Here is a 3,120-nt window from a genome sequence, read left to right as displayed (position 1 = left end):
TTATTCCCTCAAAACTAGATATTACCAATTGATTTTCTTGAGAACACCAATACTTGGTTAAGTCCTCGACCGATTAGTACTGGTCCGCTCCACGCCTCGCGGCGCTGCTACTTCCAGCCTATCTACCTGATCATCTCTCAGGGGTCTTACTTCCATATAGGAATGGGAAATCTCATCTCGAGGCGAGTTTCACACTTAGATGCTTTCAGCGTTTATCTCATCCATACATAGCTACCCAGCGATGCGCCTGGCGGCACAACTGGTACACCAGCGGTATGTCCATCCCGGTCCTCTCGTACTAAGGACAGCTCCTCTCAAATTTCCTACGCCCGCGACGGATAGGGACCGAACTGTCTCACGACGTTCTGAACCCAGCTCGCGTACCGCTTTAATGGGCGAACAGCCCAACCCTTGGGACCGACTACAGCCCCAGGATGCGATGAGCCGACATCGAGGTGCCAAACCTCCCCGTCGATGTGGACTCTTGGGGGAGATAAGCCTGTTATCCCCAGGGTAGCTTTTATCCGTTGAGCGATGGCCCTTCCATACGGTACCACCGGATCACTAAGCCCGACTTTCGTCCCTGCTCGACCTGTCTGTCTCGCAGTCAAGCTCTCTTCTGCCTTTACACTCGACGAATGATTTCCAACCATTCTGAGAGAACCTTTGGGCGCCTCCGTTACTTTTTAGGAGGCGACCGCCCCAGTCAAACTGCCCACCTGACACTGTCTCCCACCACGATAAGTGGTGAGGGTTAGAGTGTTCACACAGCGAGGGTCGTATCCCACCAACGCCTCCATCGAAACTAGCGTTCCGATATCTACGGCTCCGACCTATCCTGTACAAGCTGTGTCAACACCCAATATCAAGCTACAGTAAAGCTCCATGGGGTCTTTCCGTCCTGTCGCGGGTAACCTGCATCTTCACAGGTACTATAATTTCACCGAGTCTCTTGTTGAGACAGTGCCCAGATCGTTACGCCTTTCGTGCGGGTCGGAACTTACCCGACAAGGAATTTCGCTACCTTAGGACCGTTATAGTTACGGCCGCCGTTTACTGGGGCTTCATTTCTGGGCTTCGCCGAAGCTAACTCATCCACTTAACCTTCCAGCACCGGGCAGGCGTCAGCCCCTATACGTCATCTTACGATTTTGCAGAAACCTGTGTTTTTGATAAACAGTCGCCTGGGCCTTTTCACTGCGGCTGCACTTGCGTGCAGCACCCCTTCTCCCGAAGTTACGGGGTCATTTTGCCGAGTTCCTTAACAAGAGTTCACTCGCTCACCTTAGGATTCTCTCCTCGACTACCTGTGTCGGTTTGCGGTACGGGTAATTAATATCTAACTAGAAGCTTTTCTCGGCAGTGTGACATGGAGCACTTCCCTACTAAAATTCGGTCCCCGTCACGCCTTGTCCTTAGCGATAAGCATTTGACTCATCACCAGACTTGACGCTTGGACGCACATTTCCAATCGTGCGCTTGCTTTAGCCTCCTGCGTCCCTCCATCGTTCAAACAATATTAACTAGTACAGGAATCTCAACCTGTTATCCATCGCCTACGCTTCTCAGCCTCGGCTTAGGTCCCGACTAACCCTGGGAGGACGAGCCTTCCCCAGGAAACCTTAGTCATTCGGTGGATCAGATTCTCACTGATCTTTCGCTACTCATACCGGCATTCTCACTTCTAAGCGCTCCACTAGTCCTTGCGGTCTAGCTTCGTCGCCCTTAGAACGCTCTCCTATCACGCGACATAGTCGCGTCCACAATTTCGGTAATGTGCTTAGCCCCGGTATATTTTCGGCGCAGAGTCACTCGGCTAGTGAGCTATTACGCACTCTTTAAATGGTGGCTGCTTCTGAGCCAACATCCTAGCTGTCTATGCAATTCCACATCCTTTTCCACTTAGCACATATTTAGGGACCTTAATTGGTGGTCTGGGCTGTTCCCCTTTCGACGGTGGATCTTATCACTCATCGTCTGACTCCCGGATATAAATCTGTGGCATTCGGAGTTTATCTGAATTCAGTAACCCATGACGGGCCCCTAGTCCAAACAGTGGCTCTACCTCCACGATTCTTAACTCCGAGGCTAACCCTAAAGCTATTTCGGAGAGAACCAGCTATCTCCAAGTTCGTTTGGAATTTCACCGCTACCCACACCTCATCCCAGCATTTTTCAACATACACGGGTTCGGTCCTCCAGTGCGTTTTACCGCACCTTCAACCTGGACATGGGTAGGTCACCTGGTTTCGGGTCTACGTCAACTTACTGAAACGCCCGTTTCAGACTCGCTTTCGCTACGGCTCCGGTCTTTACACCTTAACCTTGCAAACTAACGTAACTCGCCGGTTCATTCTACAAAAGGCACGCTATCACCCATTAACGGGCTCTAACTAATTGTAGGCACATGGTTTCAGGAACTATTTCACTCCCCTTCCGGGGTGCTTTTCACCTTTCCCTCACGGTACTGGTTCACTATCGGTCACTAGGGAGTATTTAGCCTTGGGAGATGGTCCTCCCGGATTCCGACCAGGTTTCACGTGTCTGGCCGTACTCAGGATCCTGAACTGAGGGTCAGTGATTTCACCTACGGGGGTATCACCCGCTCTGCCGTGCCTTCCCAGACACTTCGGTTATCGCTGACTTTGGTAACTCAAATGTTCAGTCCTACAACCCCAATGAGCAAGCTCATTGGTTTGGGCTGTTCCCCGTTCGCTCGCCGCTACTTAGGGAATCGAATTTTCTTTCTCTTCCTGTGGGTACTTAGATGTTTCAGTTCCCCACGTCTGCCTCAACTTGAGTATGTATTCGTCAAGTTGTAATCATCGGTAAAGATGATTGGGTTTCCCCATTCGGAAATCTCCGGATCAAAGCTTACGTACAGCTCCCCGAAGCATATCGGTGTTAGTCCCGTCCTTCATCGGCTCCTAGTACCAAGGCATTCACCATGCGCCCTTCATAACTTAACCTATTCATCACGTCGTGATGAACGATTAATCGAGTATTAGCGAATTTTAAAACTAATTAAAAAACTCAAAATAAACGCGGTGTTCTCGGTTTAATTATCTTTAATAATTAAAGGAAAATAATTGATAATATCTAGTTTTCAAAGAACAAGTT

At 49.8% G+C, this 3,120-nt stretch carries 1 rRNA gene; it reads right to left on the bottom strand.

The window, feature by feature from the left end:
- Positions 1-53: 53 nt before the first annotated feature.
- Positions 54-2,969: ribosomal RNA gene (locus tag FD37_RS02735) — 23S ribosomal RNA — on the bottom strand.
- Between the last annotated feature and the right edge of the window lie 151 nt (positions 2,970-3,120).

It is taken from the genome of Levilactobacillus spicheri DSM 15429 (assembly GCF_001435095.1).
GTDB classification, from domain to species: domain Bacteria; phylum Bacillota; class Bacilli; order Lactobacillales; family Lactobacillaceae; genus Levilactobacillus; species Levilactobacillus spicheri.
This window is presented reverse-complemented; position numbering and strand designations above follow the sequence as displayed.